At 70.7% G+C, this 19007-nt stretch carries 17 protein-coding genes; 1 reads left to right on the top strand and 16 read right to left on the bottom strand.

What is annotated here, in order from left to right:
* A complete protein-coding gene (locus H6693_06460; protein MCB9515819.1) occupies nt 1–1125 on the top strand; it encodes a hypothetical protein in 1125 nt (374 codons plus the stop codon).
* Between the two features lie 317 nt (nt 1126–1442).
* Here the strand turns inward: H6693_06460 and H6693_06455 are convergent, their stop codons facing one another.
* The 16 genes from H6693_06455 to H6693_06380 form a co-directional block, all read right to left on the bottom strand.
* Nucleotides 1443–2780 carry a hypothetical protein gene (locus H6693_06455; GenBank protein ID MCB9515818.1) on the bottom strand — a complete coding sequence of 446 codons (1338 nt, stop codon included), beginning with the start codon at nt 2778–2780 and terminating at the stop codon, nt 1443–1445.
* A 4-nt stretch (nt 2781–2784) separates the two neighbouring features.
* A complete protein-coding gene (locus H6693_06450) occupies nt 2785–3750 on the bottom strand; it encodes an acetyl-CoA carboxylase carboxyltransferase subunit beta (protein MCB9515817.1) in 966 nt (321 codons plus the stop codon).
* Nucleotides 3751–3915: 165 nt separating this feature from the next.
* Complete coding sequence (locus H6693_06445; GenBank protein MCB9515816.1) at nt 3916–4779, bottom strand: purine-nucleoside phosphorylase; 864 nt, start codon at nt 4777–4779, stop codon at nt 3916–3918.
* A complete protein-coding gene (gene rimI, locus H6693_06440) occupies nt 4769–5284 on the bottom strand; it encodes a ribosomal protein S18-alanine N-acetyltransferase (protein ID MCB9515815.1) in 516 nt (171 codons plus the stop codon). Before rimI ends, H6693_06445 begins: the two co-directional genes overlap by 11 nt.
* Nucleotides 5284–5916: a tRNA (adenosine(37)-N6)-threonylcarbamoyltransferase complex dimerization subunit type 1 TsaB gene (gene tsaB / locus H6693_06435; protein MCB9515814.1), complete on the bottom strand. Its 633-nt coding sequence runs from the start codon at nt 5914–5916 to the stop codon at nt 5284–5286. The genes rimI and tsaB overlap by 1 nt, the downstream gene beginning before the upstream one ends.
* Nucleotides 5917–5977: 61 nt before the next feature.
* Nucleotides 5978–7420, bottom strand: a complete 1443-nt coding sequence (locus H6693_06430; protein ID MCB9515813.1) for a glycosyltransferase family 39 protein — start codon at nt 7418–7420, stop codon at nt 5978–5980.
* Nucleotides 7417–7749 (bottom strand): tRNA (adenosine(37)-N6)-threonylcarbamoyltransferase complex ATPase subunit type 1 TsaE, encoded by a 333-nt coding sequence (locus H6693_06425; GenBank protein MCB9515812.1) that lies wholly within the window; start codon nt 7747–7749, stop codon nt 7417–7419. Before H6693_06425 ends, H6693_06430 begins: the two co-directional genes overlap by 4 nt.
* A gap of 146 nt (nt 7750–7895) precedes the next feature.
* Complete coding sequence (locus H6693_06420) at nt 7896–9464, bottom strand: response regulator (protein MCB9515811.1); 1569 nt, start codon at nt 9462–9464, stop codon at nt 7896–7898.
* A 30-nt stretch (nt 9465–9494) separates the two neighbouring features.
* Nucleotides 9495–10748, bottom strand: coding sequence for a HAMP domain-containing histidine kinase (locus H6693_06415; protein MCB9515810.1), 1254 nt, complete (start codon nt 10746–10748; stop codon nt 9495–9497).
* 43 nt (nt 10749–10791) lie between these two features.
* Entirely contained in the window at nt 10792–12063 is a 1272-nt protein-coding gene (gene serS / locus H6693_06410) for a serine--tRNA ligase (protein ID MCB9515809.1), read from the bottom strand.
* A gap of 80 nt (nt 12064–12143) precedes the next feature.
* Entirely contained in the window at nt 12144–13058 is a 915-nt protein-coding gene (gene hemC, locus H6693_06405) for a hydroxymethylbilane synthase (GenBank protein MCB9515808.1), read from the bottom strand.
* A 50-nt stretch (nt 13059–13108) separates the two neighbouring features.
* Nucleotides 13109–14491 (bottom strand): hypothetical protein, encoded by a 1383-nt coding sequence (locus tag H6693_06400; GenBank protein MCB9515807.1) that lies wholly within the window; start codon nt 14489–14491, stop codon nt 13109–13111.
* A gap of 182 nt (nt 14492–14673) precedes the next feature.
* A complete protein-coding gene (gene wecB / locus H6693_06395; protein ID MCB9515806.1) occupies nt 14674–15762 on the bottom strand; it encodes a UDP-N-acetylglucosamine 2-epimerase (non-hydrolyzing) in 1089 nt (362 codons plus the stop codon).
* Nucleotides 15759–17066, bottom strand: coding sequence for a UDP-glucose/GDP-mannose dehydrogenase family protein (locus tag H6693_06390; GenBank protein MCB9515805.1), 1308 nt, complete (start codon nt 17064–17066; stop codon nt 15759–15761). The genes wecB and H6693_06390 overlap by 4 nt, the downstream gene beginning before the upstream one ends.
* Nucleotides 17067–17077: 11 nt before the next feature.
* Entirely contained in the window at nt 17078–18037 is a 960-nt protein-coding gene (locus H6693_06385; protein MCB9515804.1) for a GDP-mannose 4,6-dehydratase, read from the bottom strand.
* Nucleotides 18038–18041: 4 nt separating this feature from the next.
* Nucleotides 18042–19001, bottom strand: coding sequence for a GDP-mannose 4,6-dehydratase (locus H6693_06380; GenBank protein ID MCB9515803.1), 960 nt, complete (start codon nt 18999–19001; stop codon nt 18042–18044).
* Between the last annotated feature and the right edge of the window lie 6 nt (nt 19002–19007).

Genomic DNA, 19007 nt, shown 5'->3' with positions numbered 1-19007 from the left:
ATGCGTTCACTGCGACTGCTCATCGCCACCGTTCTGATTCTCGCCTTCTCGGCTCCGCCCGTGCTCGCCGGCGTCTGGCCTCAAGCCGGCGAGGTGAACGTGTCCCGCAGCTTCGCGGGCGCGGATGGCGGGATCGAGATCGGGGACGCCTGCCACGTCACGTGGACCGTGCGTCCCGTCAGCCGTTCGCTGGACGGCCTCTTCCTCTCCGAGCAGATCCCGGCCTGGGTCGAGGTGAGCAACGTGACCGCCCGCGTGGGTGGGAGCGCGGTGGCGTTCTACGTCGACGAGGGCGACCCCGGCGACGTGGAAGCCGGCCTCGTGCCCTACCACTTCGTCTTCTGGGATCCCGAGTCGGGCCAGTATGACCTGGAGCTCAGCTCCAGCCAGACGCTCACGCTCGAGTACGACCTCAGCAGCCAGCAGTCGGGCAGCATGGGCACCGACAGCAACGGCTGGTTCGGCCGTCTGCTGGGCAGCGGCAGCCACGCGGTGGGCGGCTACCTCGAGGACGGCCCCCTGCTCACCTTCGGCGACACGCCGCTGACCCTGCAGAGCTTCACCGTGGCGGACGCCGGCGACCACCTCGCCCTCCGCTGGGTGCTGCACCTCGAGGGCGAGACCGAGAACTTCCGCCTGCAGCGCGGCGAGAGCGCCGAACCCGGCGCGTCGGCGCCGCTGGCCGCCATGGACGAGATCCTCCAAGGCCCCGGCGACTACCGCTTCGACGACTACAGCGCCCGCCCCGGCCGCGACTACTGGTACTGGCTGGCCATGCTCGACGAGAACGGCGCCATCCGCCGCTACCTCGGCCCGGCGCGCGGCCGCCTCAGCGGCGTGACGCCGCCGGTGGCGTCGCTCAGCAACTTCCCCAATCCCTTCAACCCGAAGACGACGCTGCGCTTCGCGCTCGAGGAGAGCGCGCGCGTCGAGCTGGCCATCTACGACGCCCAGGGCCGCCGCCTGCGCGTGCTGGCGACGGGCGCTCTGCCCGCCGGCGCGCAGAGCATCGACTGGGACGGCCGCGACGACGCCGGCCGCGCCCTGCCCAGCGGGCAGTACTTCGCGCGCCTGCTGCGCGCGGGCCACGCCCCGGAGCTGCACAAGCTCACCCTGCTGCGCTAGGCGCCGCCGCCATCTCCGGCGGCCGGCGCCGTTGCACACCGCGTCCGATGGATGAGGCCACCCGCCCCCGGGGGCGGGTGGGACCTCCGAGTCCAGTCCCGCGTAGCCGCCGCCGCACCCCCGACGCCTCTCCCTCGCAGGAAAACCCAAGCATCTGTTGCGGTTTGCTTGCGTATGATTCGCATGTATAGTATCATCCGTTCAGCGTCAAGCCCATGGCCAAGGATTCGCGCAGCGGCAGGCGACTTGCCCACAGGGTGAACCCGCCCCCGGGGGCGGGTCGGCGACCGGACTTCGGGCCGGGCAGAGAGCGGCGCCTAGACCCCGCCCACCTCGCCGCGGAGGGCCGCGTAGGCCTCGCCGGCCAGATAGAAGGACCCCGTGATCAGCAGCGGGCCGTCGCCGTGGGCGGCCAGCGCCGCGTCGAGCGTCGGCGCGCCATCCCAGCGGGCGGCCGCCGCGCCCGCCCGCGCGGCCAGTTCGGCCACGGGAAGCGCGCGCGGCTGACGGGCGGCGGTGAGCGTCACCGGGCAGGGCTGCGCGGCGAGGAGCTCCAGCATGGGCGCCACTTCCTTGTCCGCCATGCAGCCGAAGACGACCCGCGCCGCGTCCGGCGAGATGTCGCGCACGGCCAGCAGGGCCTGCCACGCGGCCAGCGTTCCCGCCAGCGCCTCGGGGTTGTGGGCGCCGTCGATCACCAGCGGCGGTGCTTCTCGCCAGCGGTGGAAGCGCGCGGGCAGGGCCGTGGCGGCCAGCGCGGCGCCGGGGTCGTTCGGGAGCAGGCGCTCGCCGCGGCGGCGGCCGAGGTCGTCGAGCACGTGAAGCGCCAGCGCGGCGTTCGCCGCCTGCACGGCCGGCAAGCCCGGCAGCGGGTAGCGGCCTGCGAGCGGCCCGTTCGCGATGCGCAGCGACTCGCCCTCGAGCCGCCAGTCCAGTACATCCACCAGTTCGACGAGCTCGAAGCCCGCGGCAGCGGCCTCCTCCACGGCGATCGCGCGCAGCCCCGCGTCCGCGAGGGCGGAATACAACGGCCTGCCGCGCCGGCCGATGCCCAGCTTGTCGCGGGCGATCTCCTGGACCGTCGCGCCGAGGTACTTGGTGTGATCCAGCGACACGCCGGTGAGGACGCTCCCGTCGGCGTCCACCACGCGGGTGCAGTCCAGGCGGCCGCCGAGGCCGGTCTCCCAGAGCACCCAGTCCACCTCGCGCTCGGCGAAGTGGAGCAGGGCCATGAGCGTGAGCGTCTCGAAGAAGGTGGCGGCGAGCTCCGTCACCGCGGGCGCCACCTGCTCCCCGAGGGTGGCGATGTCGTCGTCGCCGAGCGGCGCGCCGTCCACGCGCAGGCGCTCGCCCACGTGGACGAGGTGCGGGCTGGTGAAGAGGCCGGTGCGAAAGCCGGCCGCGCGCAGTTGGCGCTCCAGGAGATGGCAGACCGAGCCCTTACCGTTGGTGCCGGCCACGTGGAGGAAGCGCAGGCCGCGCTCGGGGTGGCCGAAGCGCGTCACCAGAGCTTCGATGTTCCGCAGGCCCGGCTTCATGCCGAAGCGCGTCAGGCCGTAGAGCCAGCGCTCGGTGTCGGTGGCGGGAGCGAGGGTCGGAGACTCGGGAAAGTCGAAGCGGCCCGGGGCGCGCGGGCCCTCGGCGTCTGCGGGCATGGAGCTAGGCGCTGTCGTCGTGCACGACGTCGCCGCCGCCAGCGCGCCGCAGGAGCCGCGGGCCGGGGCTGGCCTCTTCGGCCTCGTCGCGATGCACCGGGCGCTGCCCGGCGCGCCGTTCCACCGTGAAGAAGCGGAGGCTCTGGCTCAGGATGCGACGCAACTCGTGGCGCCCGACCACGCGGTCCACCTGGCCGTGCTGCTCCAGGAACTCGGCGGTCTGGAAGCCCTCGGGCAGCTCGGCGTTGATCGTCTGCTGGATCACGCGCGGCCCGGCGAAGCCGATCAGCGCGCGCGGCTCGGCCAGGATGAGATCGCCCAGCATGGCGAAGGACGCCGTCACGCCGCCCGTGGTGGGGTGCGTCAGGATCGAGATGAACGGCACGCCGCGCTTGCGCAGCTTGCCCAGCAGCGCGCTGGTCTTGGCCATCTGCATGAGCGACAGGATGGACTCCTGCATGCGCGCGCCGCCCGACTGGCTGACGATGATGAGCGGCCGGCGCGTCTCGATGCTGTCGCGGATCGCACGGCCGATCTTCTCGCCCACCACCGAACCCATGGAGCCGCCCATGAAGCGGAAGTCCATGACGGCGACGGTGACGGGCTGGGCGTTCACGTCGCCGAAGCCGGTGACCACCGCGTCCTCGAGCTGGGTCTTGCTCTCGGCCTGGCGGAGCTTGTCCACGTAGCGGTCGCCGGCGACCTTGAACTGCAGCGGGTCGAGGCTGGTGATGCCGCGGTGGGTCTCGCGGAAGGTGCCCTCGTCCAGCAGGAAGTCCAGGTAGACGTCCGCGCCCACCCGGAAGTGGTTCTGGCACTTGCTGCAGACCCAGAGGTTCTTCTCGAGCTCTTGCCGGAAGAGAATCTCGGCGCAGCTGGGGCACTTCATCCACAGCCCGTCCGGTATCTCCTTGCGCGTCTGCTTTACCTGGGTCTTGAGACCCTTTCTGTCGCGCTGCAGCCAGGACATGGGCAAACCCCGTGGATTGGCGTGAAATTCTCGTGAACGCAGTATAGGGACGCGCCCCGGAAGGGAGCAAGGGGGAACTCCCGGGGAGGAGCACCCCCCATGCAAGGGCCGTGCGCGGCCCGAGTTCCCGCGGGCACCTACCGGATATCCTTCTCCCGTAATTGCTTACGTCCCCACGCGCCGCGACCAGGCCGCCAGCAGGCGGCCGAAGTCCGTGGCGGCGCGGCGGCCCACGTCCACCACCTCGTCGTGGGTCAGCGGGGCGCTGTCCGCGGCGTCCGCCGGCGGAATCGCGTTGGTGATGCAGCTCATGGCCACGGCGGGATGCCCCAGGTGGGCCAGCAGCATGGACTCCGGATAGGTGGACATGCTCGCGGCCTGCGCGCCCAGCGCGCGGGTCATGGCCACCTCGGCGCGCGTCTCGTAGGACGGCCCCGTCGCGCAGGTCAGCGTGCCGCGGTGGAGGGTCACCCCCGCCTCGGCGGCGGCGGCAACCAGAGTTTCCGCGAGCGTACCAGTAAACAGCGGCCGCCGCGGCGGGCGGCGCGGCGCCCCGGCGAGGGCGAGGCCGCGCAGGGGGTCGTCGAGCTGCAGGCTGAGGATGTCGTCGATGAGCATGAAGTCGCCCGGCGCGAAGGCCGGATCCAGCCCGCCGGCGGCGTTGGTGATCAGGATCCCCGCCAGGCCCAGGCTCGCGAGCGCTGCGGCGGGCAGGAGGACGCGCGCGTCGTCCAGGCCCTCGTAGCGGTGCAGACGCCCCTGCAGGAAGAGCAGCGGCGCGCCGGGGCCGTCGGCGAGCAGCAGGCGACCGGCGTGGCCGGCCACGCTGGCCTGCGTGAGGCCGAGCTCCTCGAAGCCGCGGCTCCAGCGTGCGGGAAAGGCCTCGGCGGCCGGGCCCAGGCCGCTGCCGAGGATCACGCCCAGGGTGCCGGCGGGAATGTCGAGCGCCGCCCAGCGCGGGGCCAGGGCCTCCATGGCGGCGGCGAGCGACGGCGGCAGCGGCGAGGGCAGACGGAACTCAGCGCGCATCCGGCGCCTCCAGGTCGCAGACCATGATCAGGGCGTCCTCGTCGTTGTCGGTGTAGTAGCCCTTGCGGACGAAGACGCGGCGAAAGCCCCGCGACGTGTAGAGCGCGATGGCCGATTCGTTGGATGCGCGCACCTCGAGGCTCACGCGCCGGTAGCCGTTGCGCGCGGCCTCGGCCAGCATCCAGTCCATGAGGAAGCCGCCGATGCCCCGGCCCTGCAGCGGCGGGTCGACGGCGAAGTTGAGCAGGTGCATCTCGTCGAGCACGACCCAGTTGAACAGGAAGGCGCGCACGGCGCCGTCGACGCGCACGACCAGGTTCCAGGCGTGGCTGCGCGGCTGGGCCTCCTCGCGCAGGAGCTGCTCGCTCCAGGGCGCGGCGAAGCAGGCGTCCTCGAGCGCGAGCACGGCGGGCAGGTGCTCGGGGCCGTAGGGCTCGGCCTGCAGCTCCCAGGTGCGGAAGCGGGCGCGGAAGCCCTCGGCGAGTCGCGGGGCGGGCTTGCGCATCAGGCACCCTCCCGCGGCGGCGTGATCGCCGGAGCCAGCAGATAGCGCGGCTGGAGACGATCCAGCTCGAGGCCGCGGACGAGCGTCTCGCTCTCCCGCGCGAGCCGTGTCAGCGCCACGAGCTGGGCCTCGGCGTCGGGCTCGGGGTCGGCGCCGGGGGCGTCGCCCAGGCGGGCGAGGCCCGGCCAGCGGGCATCCAGCTCTTCGGCGGTGAGAAGCGCTTCCTCATCGGGCCGGGCGCACCCCGCCGCGAAGTGGGCGGCCCAGAACTCGTCCGCGCGGGCGCGGCGGCAGACGACCCGCTCCCCCGCCAGCGCCGGGTCCGCCGCCAGGCGCGGCACGGCCAGACTGTCGAGCGTGGCGACGGGCGTCTCCCGCCCGAAGACCAGTCCCTTGGCCGTGGCCAGCCCCACGCGCAGGCCCGTGAAGCTGCCGGGCCCCAGGGCGACGGCCACGCGCTCCAGCGCGCTCCAGTCCGCCAGCCCCGCTTCGGCACGCAGCGCCGACAGCGTGCGGCCCAGGAACTCCAGGTGCTCGCGCGGCCGGTCGGCGTGGCGCGTGAGCACGCGGCCGTCCGCCAGCGCGAGGCTGACGAGACCGAGGTGGGCGCTCACGTCGATGGCCAGGATCATGGTGAACCTCGAAGCGGTGATCGTGGCACTGTAGCGCAGGCGGCGCGTCCGTGCCAGGGGGCTAGCGCGAGTCCTGGGAACGCCCGGCGCGCAGCACCAGGTTCCCGGCGCGGGCGAGATCGCGCGTGAGGCCGGGGGCGAGGGAGTCCAGGCGGGCGGCGCCGGCGCCGTTCGTGAGGAGCCGGCGGCCGGGCGTGGCGGCGAGGGAGTCCGCCAGGGCGGGGACGTCCGCGACGGGATCGCCCAGCCAGCGCCCCGTGGCGAAGAGGAGCGCGTTGCGCGGCTCCCAGGTGGCGAGGCGGAAGTTGAGCAGCGTGTCCCCCGCCGGGCACTCGGACTCCACCGCGGGCGCGAGGGCGATCACGTCCTCGCTGTGCCGGCTGAGCCCCATCGCGCCGGGCAGGGTGAGGGGCGTGAAGTCCACCGCGGCAGCGGTCACGAGCGCCAGGGCCAGCAGCAGGCCCAGCCCGCGCCACTCCCAGCCGCGGCGGGCAAGCATGGCCGTGAGCGCGTGCGCGGACAGCAGCGCGAGCGCCGGCCAGATGAGCAGCACGTAGCGCAGGAACTGGTTGCGCGTCAGGCTCATGATCGCCAGCGGCAGCAGCGCCCAGCAGAGCAAGAGCGCGCTGCGCGGGCGCGACGCGCGGCGCTCGCGCAGGGCGAGCGCGATGCCGCCCGCGGCGAACGGCAGCCAGGGCCAGAAGTTGCCCCAGAGCAGGCGCAGGTAACCGAGCAGATAGCCGTAGCCCTCGGCGCCCGCGTCGTGCACCGCCCGCGAGAGGATGAGCCAGGCGAAGTGCTCGTCCCAGAAGGCGCGGCCGCCGAAGCGCGCGTTCTGCAGCACCCAGAGGCCGAAGAGCCCGAGGCCGAGCAGGACGCCCAGCCAGAAGCCGGGCGCGAGCAGGCGGCGCGGGCGGCCGGTCAGCAGCGCGAGTCCCGCCACCGGCATCGCCAGCGCGCCGATGACGCTCTTCGTCAGCAGCGCCGCGCCCAGCGCCAGTCCCCAGACGAGATGCCAGCGCGAAAGCCCGCGATCCCCCGCGCGCCACAGCGCGAGCAGCGCCAGCGTCGTGAAGAAGACCAGCGTCTGGTCCAGCATGCCGCGGCGGGCGTAGTCCATGAAGAAGCCCGGCAGGACGAGGATCAGCCCCGCCACCGCGCCCGTGGGCCCGGCGCCGAAGAGCGCGCGGCCGAAGGCGAGGGTGAGCAGCACGGTGCCCGTGGCGAAGAGGCCCGTGGCCAGGACGGCCGTGGCGCGCGACACGCCGAAGAGGCAGTAGAGGCCGGCCGTGACCCAGAAGTGCAGGGGCGGGTTGTCGTAGCGGGGATGGCCGCCATGCGTGCTCACCCAGGAGCCGCCCGACTCCAGTTGCTCGACGGCCTTCTGGGCGTAGTAGGCGTCGTCGAAGCTGGGCAGGCCGTGCCCGCGGGGACGTCCCAGGAAGATGGCGAGCGCGAGGAAGGCGAGGACGAAGACCTGCGCGCGCGGATCGCGCAGGCTCATGGCCGCGGCTCGCGCCAGGGGGCGAGGGCGCTCAGGCGTTCGGCGGGCCAGCCGGCCAGGGTGAGCCGGCGGCCGGTCTCGCTCAGGATCTCGAAGCGGATGCGCAGCGCGCCGCGCGGCAGGAAGGCGGCGATGCGCTCCGCCCACTCCACGATGCTCACGCTCTCACGCTGGCGCTCATCCAGGAAGCCCGCCTCGGCGAGTTCGTCGGCCTCGCCGCGCAGCCGATAGGCGTCGAAGTGGTGGATGGGCAGCGGCGCGCCGTCGCGTTCGCCCTCGTACTCGTTCAGCAGCACGAAGCTGGGCGAGTCCACCGCCGCGCGATCCACGCCCAGCGCCGCGCAGAGGGCGGCGGTGAAGAAGGTCTTGCCGGCCCCGAGCGGGCCGTCGAGGGCGAGGACGTCCCCCAGCCCGACCGCACCGGCCAGCGCCGCGGCGATGGCCGCGGTGGCCTCGGGCGTGGGCGCGAGGAGCGTCAGCGCTTCGGTTCCAGGACCGCGCAGGGGACGATCACCTCCTCCAGCGACACGCCCCCATGCTGGAAGCTGCCGAGGTAGCGCTGCTCGAACTCGTGGAAGTTGGTCGGGTAGACGAAGTAGTAGTTCTCCCGCGCGAAGACGTAGTTCTTCGTGCGGCTGCCCGGCGGCAGGCGCCAGGCCTCGGGCTTCTGCACCTTGATGGCCTGCTTGTCGTCGCAGCCAAGGTTGTCGCCGTACTTGTAGCGGATGCCGCTGCTGGTGTCGCGGTTGCCATGCACCAGGCTCGAGCGGCGGCAGAGCACGGAGCCGTGGTCGCTGGTCACCACCACCGCGGCCTCCTGCTTGGCGAGCACCTTGAGGATGTCGAAGAGCGCCGAGTGGCGGAACCAGGAGCCCATCAGCGTGCGGAAGGCGGACTCGTCCGGCGCGATCTCCTGCAGGATCTCCGACTGCGAGCGGCCGTGGGCCAGGATGTCGAGGAAGTTGAAGACCAGCGCCACCACGGGGATGCCCTGGAAGCTGCCGATCTGCCGGTAGAGTTCGTTGGCCTCGTTGATCTTCGAGATCTTCGCGTACTTGAGGCCGCGGTCCTCCAGGCCCAGCCGCTTCAGCTGCGCGGCCAGCAGCTCCTTCTCGAAGCGGTTGAGGCTCAGCTCCTCGCGCGGGTTCTCGGTCCAGTAGCGCGGGTGCCGGCGCGCGATGTCGTCCGGCCACAGCCCCGCGAAGATCGCGTTGCGCGCGTAGGGCGTGGCGGTGGGCAGGAGCGCGAAGTACTCCTCGCGCTGGATCGTGTAGAACTCGCGGAGCATCTCCTCGACCACCTGCCACTGGTCGAGGCGCATGCAGTCGATCACGATGAAGAACACCTGCCGACCCTCCTCCACGAAGGGCGCGGCGAAGTGGCGGAAGACCTCGGGGCTGAACAGCGGCCGCTCGCCTTCGCCCTGCTTCATCCAGCCGGGATAGTGCTGCTCGTACCAGCGGCAGAAGGCGAGGTTGAGGTCGCGGCGCAGGTCCTGGTGCGTCTGTTCGAGGCCGGTGCCGGGGAACTGGTCCAGGCGCAGGTCCCAGTCGCAGAGGAAGCGGTTCACCTCGAGCCAGCGCTGCCAGTCGGCCTTCTCCATGTCCTCGCCGCTGACCTTGCCGTACTCGGCGATGTAGTCCTGGGTGAGCTGCCCCTCCTGGATGCGCCGGCCCTCGAAGAGCCGCTTGATCGCCGAGAAGATCTGCACCGGGTTCACCGGCTTGACGAGAAAGTCCTGCACCTGCTGGCCCAGGGCCTGGTTCATCAGGCCCTCTTCCTCGCTCTTGGTGATCATGATCACGGGGATGTCCGCGCGGAAACGCCGCAGCTCCTGGAGCGTCTCGAGGCCGTTCTTGCCGGGCATCATCTCGTCAAGCAGCACCAGGTCGTACTGCTCCTGCTCCAGCAGGGCGAGGGCGTCGTCGCCGTTGGGCACGCCCGTGACCACGTAGCCCTTTTCCTGCAGGAAGATGATGTGCGGCTTGAGCAGATCGATCTGGTCGTCGGCCCAGAGGATGCGCTGTCGGGCGGGCGTGTTCACACGGGTCCTTTCTGGCGGCGGTCGGGGCGCCTAGACGGGCAGGCGCACCACGAAACATGTCCCGTGGCCGGGGTGGCTGTCCAGGAGCTGCAGCCGCCCGCCGTGGTATTCCTCCACCACCCGCCGGCTCAGCGTGAGGCCGAGGCCCCAGCCGCCCTTCTTCGACGAGTAGCCCGGCCGGAAGATGCGCCGGCGCACCGACGGGCTCATGCCGCGGCCGTTGTCGCGCACGTGCAGGTCCACGGTGCCCTCGGTGCCGTTGTAGCTCAGCGTGACCGTGATGAGGCCCTTGTCCTTGTCCAGGGCGTCGAGGCCGTTCTTCACCAGGTTCTCCACCACCCACTCCATCAGCTCGGCGTGGAAGCGGACCATGGGCACCTCGTCGTACTGGTCGCGGATCTCCACCTGCACCTTGTGCTGGGGCAGGCGCCGGCGGAAGTAGAGCACCGTGCGCTCCACCACCGGCCGCAGGTCGCCGCGCTTGAGCGCGGGCGTGCCGCCGATGTTGTTGAAGCGCGCGGAGACCTTCTGCAGGCGCTCGACGTCGCTGGACATCTCACCGAAGGCGTCGCGGAAGGCGTCGGCCGTGGCCGGAGGCAGCGAGGCCGTCTCCAGGCGCGACTCGCCGAGCTGGATCCAGCCCAGCAGGCTGGTGAGTGGCGTGCCCATCTGGTGGGCCGTCTCCTTGGCGAGACCCACCCAGATCGACTCCTGCTCGAAGCGCTTCATGACGAAGAAGCCCAGCACCCCCACGGTGGAGAAGACCAGCAGCATCATGAGCTGTATGGCGATGGCCTTGCCCAGGTTCCTGGCCAGATCGCTCTGCCCGTAGCAGATGAGCCCCTGCACCCGCGTCGGCGTGCCGGGGTAGTAGAACACCACCGCGTTGTCCTCGCCCTTGAAGCGCGCGGCCATGCGCATCAGCTCGGCGATGTTGTCGTCCGGCGGCTCGGCGGGGTCGAAGCTGATCAGCTTCTCGAAGCCGTACTCCTTGTAGCTGGGATAGCCCGTGACCTTCCACCAGGTGGGGCGGCCGTCCTTGTCCACGATGATGATGGGAAAGGGGGCGTTGACCGAGATCTCGTCCATGATCTGACGGATCCGCTGCGTGTTCCGCTGGATCTCCTCGGTCTCCAGGTAGAGGCCCAGCATCCGGCTGATGATGCCCGTGCTGAAGTTCGACTCGTGCCGCGCGCGCTCGTTGAGATGCCGCACGTAGAGCACGGCCATCAAGAGCACCACGAGGCTGGCGATGAAGACGTAGAGCTGCAGCAGGAAGCGCATCCGCTCGCTGGACAGGGAGAAGCGTCGGGACAGGGCGCACCTCCTAGCGCTGCAGGTACTCCTGGCCGCCCAGGTAGGGCCGCAGGGCCTCGGGCAGGCGCACCTTGCCCGTCGGCGTCTGGCCGTTCTCCAGCAGCGCCGCCATGAGCCGCGCGAGCGCCGTGCCGCTGCCGTTCAGCGTGTGGACGAACTGCGGCTTCTCGCCCGGCGCCGGCCGGAAGCGGATGTTCGCGCGCCGCGCCTGGAAGTCCTCGAAGTTGCTCACGCTCGACACCTCGAGCCAGCGGCCCACGCCCGCCGACCAGATCTCGATGTCGTAGCACTTCGCCGCCGCGAAGGAGAGGTCGCCGGTGGCCAGCACCAGCACGCGGTAGGGCAGCTCGAGCGTCTGCAGCACCTTCTCGGCCTGGGCCAGCAGGCTCTCCAGCTCGTCGTAGCTGGTCTCGGGCGCCACGAACTTGACCAGCTCCACCTTGTCGAACTGGTGCACGCGCAGCAGTCCGCGCGTGTCCTTGCCGTGGGCGCCCGCCTCGCGGCGGAAGCAGGGCGTGTAGGCCACGAGGCGGCGGGGCAGGTCGTCGGCCTCGAGCAACTCGTCGCGGTAGATGTTCGTCACCGGCACCTCGGCCGTGGGCAGCAGCCAGAGGTCGTCGATCTCGCAGTGGTACATCTGCTCGGCGCTCTTGGGCAGCTGGCCCGTGCCGGTGGCCGTGTCGCTGTTCACCAGCAGCGGCGGGCTCACCTCGGTGAAGCCGGCCTCGCGGTGCAGGTCGAGCATGAAGTTCACCAGCGCGCGCTGGAGGCGGGCGCCGTCGCCCATGAGGAGCGGGAAGCCGCTGCCGGCCACCTTCGCGCCCCGGGGCATGTCCATGATGCCGAGCGTCTCGCCGATGTCCCAGTGGGCCTGGCGTTCGAAGACAGGCAGCGCGTCCGGGTCGCCCCAGGTCTTGACGATCTGGTTGGCGTCCTCGCCGCCCACGGGCACCGACGCGTGCGGCAGGTTGGGCAGGCGCAGCTGCTCGCTGTGCAGCGCGGCCTCGAGCTCGCCGCGCCGCGCGTCGAGCTCCTTGATGCGCTGGGCCAGCTCCCGCGTCTCGGTGATGGCGGCGCTCGCGTCCTCGCCCGCCTGCTTCATGCGGTTGATGGACTCGCTGGCCTGGTTGCGCCGCGCCTTCAGCTCCTCGACTTCGCGCAGCAGGTCCAGGTGCTCGGTGTCCAGGGCGAGCCAGGCGTCCAGGTCGCCGCTCTCGTTCTTGGCCGTGAGCGCGTCGCGCACGGCGTCGGGGTTCTGGCGGATGAACTTGCGATCGAGCATGCGGGATCCTCCGGTGCGGGCGCTCGGCGGCGGAGTCTAGCACCGTGGCGGGGGGCAGCCAAGGTTTGGAAACTAATGCGTCACTGGGACGGGGCCGGGATCAGGCCGTGCAGCTCTTCGTCGCCCAGGGCCAGGAGCAGCTTGGCCAGGTTGCGGCCCAGCTCCTCGGCCAGGTGGGAGGGGCCCTGGATGGCGTCGCGGATGTACACCGTGCCGTCCGTGTTGCTGAGGATGCCCTCCACGATCATGGACTGCGAGTCCAGCGCCGCGCGCGCGCCCAGGGCCAGCTCGGGGTCGCCGCCCAGGGTGTCCAGGAAGGCGCGCTCGGCCATGGTCTCGAGGCGGCTGGTGCGGTCCTCGACAGGCTTCAGCAGCTCCTCGATCTCGGGGTCCTCGCGGCGGGTGATGAAGCCCAGGCAACCGGCGCCCGGCCGGGGCAGGAGCATGCTCTCGCCCAGCACCTCGCTCACGCTCTCCTGGCGGCCCACCAGCTCCAGACTGTCGGCGCTGATGATCAGCCCGTCGAGGTTCTGCTCGCCGAGCTGGCGCAGCCGCTCCTCGGCCGAACCCAGCACCTGGATCAGCTCGAGCTGCAGGTGGCGCAGCTGGATCTGCAGCTGCGCGCGCTGGCGCAGGTGCGTGTAGCCCAGGCGCGCGCCCTCGGGCAGCTCGTCGATGAGCTGGTAGCGCTCGGAGACGAAGGCGTCAAAGGGCGTCAGCCGCTCGGTCACCCCCACCAGGCGGATCTGCGCCGGCAGGCGCACGGGGATCTCCTTGAGCTGGTGGACGATCACGTCCACCCGGCCCTTCTCCAGCGGCTCTTCGAGCGCGCGGACGTGGGCTTCGGGATCGCCGGGCGTGGGCCCGAGGGCGGTCTCGTAGGTCTCGAACTCGACCTTGAGCCCGTCGTGGGCGGCCTCGAGCTGCTCGCGGATTCGCTGGGCCGCGAACAGCGAGACGCGGCTGTTGTTGATGCCGATGCGCAAGTGGTGCATGGCGGGATCCTATCCCGCCCCCCGGTTGGGGTCAAGTGAAGCCGGTGCCCTCAGTAGAGCGACTTGATGCTGCCCCAGCTCCGGCTCTCCGTCCGCACGGTCTCGCAGCCCTGGCCGTGGTTGCCCATCAGCACCCCGCAGGCGTTGTTCGCCGGCAAGCAGGGCGAGGTGTTCATGAGTGCCAGGCTGTCACCGCCCACTGTGCCGCAGAAGAGCGGGTCGAGCGAGATGTTGCCGTCGAGCCCGGTCGGGTCGTCGATGTTGTCGAAGTTGCCGTCCGCGTTGCCCCAGACATTGGAGCACTGGATTGAGACCGTGTCAGGATCCCCGATGCGGATCCCGACGCCCCGCCTGGTGTCCGCCACGATGGTCCGCTCCATGTAGAATGGAGACCAGAGCGCGCACAGGATGGCTGCCCCGATGTTCGGAAAGGTGTCCTCAGTCTCGTTGCCCACGAAACTGCAGTCGGTCACATGCAATTCCGCGCTGCTGTAAGCGGTGATCGCCGAGCCCCAGCGCTGTGCCCAATTGTCGACGAAGTCGCAGTTCTCGACGATCAGTCGATCGTCGACGTCCCAGGAACCGAGGAAGGCCACGCCCCCTCCCCAATACCATGCCCGGTTGTCCACAAAGACGCTGTTGCGAAGGGTCACCTCTCCGTACAGACTCGCTTCTAGTCCTCCTCCCCATGTTCCAGACTGATTCCCGCCGAATAAGAGCCCATCCAATTCCGCAGACCCGCCAAGCTTGAGAGCGAGTCCACCACCCCTGGTGGCCACGTTGTCAATAAACTGCGAATCCCTTACCGCTCCTGTGCAGTTGCTGAACTCCGCCCCCCCCCCGCTTGAGCCGCCGCTGTTGTTCATGAAGAGGCAGCCGGAAACGTCGTACGTGCTGCGCACAAGAATTAGACCGACCTCATTGCACTCCCGGAAGACACAACCAATGCATTGGATGTCCCCATCACTGAAGCTAGCTCCAGTCCCAAAATAGTTGTCTGGGTTGTCCCTGAACACCATGGTGTCCAGGGTCAGCACCGTCTCGGTGCATGCAAGGGACGCGATGACCTCAAAGTCGCGGTAGTTTCTCACGGTGATCCCGGCAAGCACCATGCGCTGGGACGCAGATCCAGCGCCGCTCAGCTGTAGCCAGTAGTCGGCGAAACCGCAGTCGAACACCGTGTCCTCCGGACCGGCTTCAGAAAGCACCGTGAACCCTGGCCCCGAGTAGTCCACGCGGCGGTGCTGCGGCTGGCTGTAGACGCCTGGCGCGATGAGCAGCGTGTCCCCCTCTTCACAGGTGTTGAAGGCCTCCTGTAGCGAGGCAAAGCCGCCAGGGTAGTGGTGCAGGGTCGCTCGAGCGTCCCGTGCCTGGAACCCCGCGCCAAGGACAATGCCGACGATCGCCCATCGGACGGCTGCTGACGGCTTCATGTCACCCTTGCCCCACGGTGGAGATGAACCGCACGCCCTGACTCGGCACTGCTGCCTCCAGGGAGAACAGGCCGCGCTCGGTTCGGCTGGCAATCCAATTATAGACCGACGGGGCCGCTTAGGCGAGAGAGTTATTCAGAGGCGCCGATCCCGTCCGCGGAGATCCAGGCATCGCCGTCGACCTATCGCGACCGCCACCAGTCCCCGCAGATCTGCAGGATGCGCTCGGCCGCGTGGCCGTCCCAGAGCGGCGGCACCTGGTGGGCGCGGCTGCTCCCCTCGAAGGCGCCGCGGATGGCCTCGCGGATGCGCTCCGGGTTGGTGCCCACCAGCACGTTGGTGCCGACCTCGCAGGTGACGGGGCGCTCGGTGTTCTCGCGCAGGGTCAGGCAGGGCACGCCGAGCACCGTCGTCTCCTCCTGGATGCCGCCGCTGTCGGTGAGGACCAGGCGGGCGTCCTTCATGAGGCGCAGGAAGTCGAGATAGCCCTGGGGCTCCACCAGGCGCAGGCCGTAGGCCTCCGTGTCGAGCCCGAAGGTCTGGATCATCTTGGCGGTGCGCGGGTGCACGGGCCAGAGCAGCGGCACGCGGCGGCCCGCCTCGCCCATGGCCTCGAGGATGCCGCGGAAGGTGTCCGGGTCGTCCACGTTGCTGGGGCGGTGCAGCGTTACAAGGCCGTAAGCTCCGGGCGTGAGGCCGAGGCGATCCAGCACGTCCAGGGACTCGGCCTTGGGCAGGTAGAAGTCGAGGGAGTCGATCATCACGTTGCCGACGAAGTGGATCTTCTCGGCGGCCACGCCCTCGCGCAGCAGGTTGGGCTCGGCCTCGGCGCTGGTGGTGAAGAGCAGGTCCGAGAGGATGTCCGTCACCATGCGGTTGATCTCCTCGGGCATCTCCCGGTCGAAGCTGCGCAGGCCCGCCTCCACGTGGGCCACGGGCACGAGCAGCTTCGCGCAGACCAGGCTGCAGGCGAGGGTGCTGTTGACGTCCCCCACCACCATCACCAGGTCGGGCTGCTCGTCCGCCAGCACCTTCTCGAACTCGGTCATGATCACGGCCGTCTGCGCCGCGTGCGAGCCCGAGCCCACGCCCAGGTAGACGTCCGGGCGCGGCAGCTCCAGGTCCTCGAAGAAGACCTTGGACATGTTGTCGTCGTAGTGCTGGCCGGTGTGGCAGAGGCGCAGCGTGATGTCGCTGCCCGCCGCGGCCCGCACGATGGGCGCCATCTTCATGAAGTTGGGCCGGGCGCCCACCACGCCGAGGATTCTCATGCGCTCTCCTCCGACTGCCGGCCGAAGCTGGCGTAGCGAAGGCCCGCCTCCGCCATGGGGCCGGCCTTGAAGATGTTGCGGCAGTCCACCACCAGCTTGCGCTTCAGCATGCCGGCCACGCGCTCCAGGTCCAGCACGCGGAACTCGTTCCACTCGGTGACGATGATCAGCGCATCCGCCCCCTCCAGGCACTCGTAGGTGCCGGCGGCGAGATCGAGCTCGGGCATCGCGCGCTTGGCGTTCTCGCCCGCCACGGGATCGAAGGCGCGCACGGTGGCGCCGCGCTCGCCCAGCAGCTTGATGATCTTGAGCGCCGCGGCCTCGCGCACGTCGTCGGTGTTGGGCTTGAAGCTCAGCCCGAGGATGGCCACGTGCATCCCCTTCACCGAGCCACCCGCCAGCGCCTCGAGCTTCTCCACCGCGCGGCGGGGCTGGCGCTCGTTGGCGTCGATGGTCGCGGCCACCAGGCCCATCGGCACGCCGTGCGAGCGGCCGATCTGCAGCAGCGCCTTCGTGTCCTTGGGGAAGCAGGAGCCGCCGAAGCCCGCGCCCGCGTGCAGGAACTTCGAGCCGATGCGCCCGTCGAGGCCCAGGCCCCGCGCCACCACCTGCACGTCCGCGCCCACGCGCTCGCAGAGCTCGGCCACCTCGTTGATGAAGGAGATCTTCGTCGCCAGGAAGGCGTTGGCGGCGTACTTGATCATCTCGGCGGTCTCGATGTCCGTTGACAACACAGGGGTTTCGTTGAGGTAGAGCGGCCGGTAGACCTCGCGCATGAGGCGCTGGGCGCGCTCGCTGTCCGCGCCGATCACGACGCGGTCCGGGCGCATGAAGTCGCCGATGGCCGAGCCCTCGCGCAGGAACTCCGGGTTGGCGACCATGTCGAACTCCGCGCCGGCGCCGGCCGCCTCGGCGATGCTGGCGCGGATGCGGCGGTTCGTCCCCACGGGGACGGTGCTCTTCTGCACGACGACCTTGTAGCCGTTCATCCGCTCGCCGATGGCCTTGGCCACCGCGTAGACGGCGCTGAGGTCGGCGCTGCCGTCGGGCAGCTCGGGCGTGCCCACCGCGATCACGACGACGTTGCTCTCGGCCATGGCGCTGTCGAGGTCCGTGCTGAAGCGGAGGCGGCCGGCGTCGCGGTTGCGCTCCACCAGCTCCTTGAGCCCCGGCTCGTAGAAGGGGATCGCCCCGCGGCTCAGGGTGTCGATCTTGCCCTGGTCGATGTCGTAGCAGATCACGTGATTGCCGAAGTCGGCCATGCAGGCGCCGGAGACCAGGCCAACGTAGCCCGTGCCGATCATCAGGATTCGCGTCACGCCGCCTCCTCGGAGCTCCGCCGCCGCCAGTCCGCCAGCACGCGCTCCAGGGTCGAGGGAAAAGAATGCCGGGGCGACCAGCCCGTGGCCGCCATGAGCTTGCGGGGCCGCCCGCGCAGCACCGGCTGGTCGGCCGGGCGCAGGAGGGCGGGATCCGTCTCCACGCGGATGGGACTGGGGCTCATGGCCAGCATGAGGTCCAGCCCCTCGCGAATGCTGTGGGTCTCGCCGGCGCAGACGTTGTAGGTCTCGCCGCGCTCCCCCTTGCCGGGGTCCAGGAGCAAGAGATAGGCCTCGACCACGTCCTCCACGTCGAGGAAGTCGCGGCGCGCCTCCAGGTTGCCCACCCGCAGGCAGGGCTCCTGGCGGCCTGCCTCGATCTCGGCGATCTGCCGCGCGAAGGCCGGCAGGGCGAACTCCGCCCGCTGGCCGGGCCCCGCGTGGGGAAAGCTGCGGGCGACGACCGCGTCCAACCCCCAGCTCTTCACCGCGGCGTGGACCAGCAGCTCGGCGGCCGCCTTGCTGGCGCCGTAGGGATTCACCGGGGCGATGGGGCGGTCCTCGTCCACCCAGTCGTCGCCGGGATTGCCGTAGACCTCAGCCGACGAGACGTGCAGCAGCCGCGCCTCGGGTGCGCCCGCCCGCAGCGCTTCGAGCAGGTTCAGCGTGCCGAGCGCGTTGACGCGAAAGGTCGGCAGCGGATCGCGCAGCGCCGCGCCCTGGGCACTGAGCGCCGCCAGGTGGAGCACGCGCTCGGGGCGGAAGGCCGCCACCTGCTCGACGAGGCCCTTGGGGTTCGCCAGATCCTGCCGCAGCACGCGGACGTCGGCCGGCAGGGCGGCGCCGGGGCCGTCGGGGTCGTAGGCGAGGCCGAGCACCTCGTCGCCGGCCGCCACCAGGCGCGGCGCGATGTGCCTGCCCACGAAGCCCGTGATGCCGGTGACGAGACTGCGCACGCCGCTACGCCAGGCGCTCGCGCCAGTAGTCGAGGAGGTCGCGCAGGGTTTGCTCGAAGGGAATCGTGGGCGCCCAGCCGGTGGCTTCACGGAGGCGGGTGGCGTCGCCCTCCAGGCGCGGGACGTCCGACGGCCGCAGCCGCTCCGGGTCCTCGCCGATTTCCACCTTCACGCCCGCGAAGTCCACGAGCATGTCCAGCACCTCGCGGATCGCCCAGCTCCGGCCCGTGGCCACGTTGTAGACCTCACCCGGCTTGCCCTTGGTCAGGGCCAGCCAGTAGCCGCGGACGGTATCGCGGACGTCGGTGAAGTCGCGCCGCGCATCGAGGTTGCCCACGCGCAGGGACGGCGCGCGCATCCCCCGCTCGATCTCCACCACCTGCCGCGCGAAGTCGCTGCAGACGAAGACGCTCGGCCGCCGCGGCCCCGTGTGGTTGAAGCCCCGCGTGCGGATGATCTGCATCCCATAGCTCATGAAGTACTGGTAGGCCAGCGCGTCCTGCCCCACCTTGCTCACCGCGTAGGGCGAGAGCGGGCGCAGGGGCTGGTCCTCGGTGATGGGCAGCTCGCTCTCGTGGACGAGCCCGTACTCCTCGCTCGAGCCCGCGATCTGGATGCGGCATTCGAGCCCGCTCTTCCGCACCGCCTCGAAGACGTTCAGCTGCCCGAGCAGGTTCGTGCTCAGGGTCTCCTGGGGCGCGCGCCAGCTCGAGGGCACGAAGCTCTGCGCCGCCAGGTGAAAGATGTAGTCGGGACGGAAGGCCTCGATCGCCTCGCGCGTGGCCGTGGCGTCGCGGATGTCGCACTCCACCATGCGCACCCGCCCGACGAGGTGCTCCACGTTCTCGGTGCGGCTGCGCCAGCGGTAGAGGCCGGCGACCTCCGCGTCCGGTTGGGTGGCCAGAAGATGGTCGGCCAGATGGCTCCCGGCGAAGCCGGTGATGCCGGTGATCAGGACCTTCATTGCGCC

The sequence above is a fragment of the Candidatus Latescibacterota bacterium genome, assembly GCA_020633725.1.
Taxonomy (GTDB): domain Bacteria; phylum Krumholzibacteriota; class Krumholzibacteriia; order JACNKJ01; family JACNKJ01; genus VGXI01.
This window is presented reverse-complemented; position numbering and strand designations above follow the sequence as displayed.